This is a genomic window from Blautia sp. HCP28S3_G10, assembly GCF_052065235.1.
Classification (GTDB): Bacteria; Bacillota; Clostridia; order Lachnospirales; family Lachnospiraceae; genus Blautia_A.
The window spans coordinates 1-800 of the sequence record NZ_JBQHUL010000097.1 but is presented as its reverse complement, the minus strand read 5'-3'; the positions used below and the strand labels follow the sequence as shown (position 1 = coordinate 800).

At 52.6% G+C, this 800-nt stretch carries 1 rRNA gene; it reads left to right on the top strand.

Annotated features, from left to right (window positions below):
* A 23S ribosomal RNA gene (locus ACTNB8_RS16360) occupies positions 1–800 on the top strand; the annotation flags it as partial.

The following is an 800-nucleotide window of genomic DNA, read 5'->3' as shown; positions in this document are numbered from 1 at the left end:
CAGAGCAGACTGAGCAGGATCCAGAGTACCGCGGGACACGAGAAACCCTGCGGGAAATCAGGGGGACCACCCCCTAAGGCTAAATACCACTTAGTGACCGATAGCGCATAGTACTGTGAAGGAAAGGTGAAAAGGACCCCGGGAGGGGAGTGAAAGAGAACCTGAAACCCTGTGTCTACAAGCTGTGGGAGTGCTTTATATGCACGACCGCGTACTTTTTGTAGAACGGTCCGGCGAGTTGCGCTCACTGGCAAGGTTAAGGACTTAAGGTCCGGAGCCGTAGGGAAACCAAGTCTTAAGAGGGCCAGAGTCAGTGGGGGCAGACCCGAAACCGGGTGATCTATCCATGTCCAGGTTGAAGCTGCCGTAAGAGGCAGTGGAGGACCGAACCCACATCCGTTGAAAAGGGTGGGGATGAGGTGTGGATAGGGGAGAAATTCCAATCGAACCCGGAGATAGCTGGTTCTCCTCGAAATAGCTTTAGGGCTAGCCTTGGTAGAGATTTGCGGAGGTAGAGCACTGAATTTCCTAGGGGGCGTCAAAGCCTACCGAAGAATATCAAACTCCGAATGCCGTGTAATTGCTTACCAGGAGTCAGACTGCACGAGATAAGTTGGGCAGTCAAAAGGGAAAGAGCCCAGACCTTCAGTTAAGGTCCCAAAGTGTGCGTTAAGTGGAAAAGGATGTGGGATTTCGAAGACAACCAGGATGTTGGCTCAGAAGCAGCCATTCATTCAAAGAGTGCGTAATAGCTCACTGGTCGAGAGGTCCTGCGCCGAAAATGTCCGGGGCTGAAACGC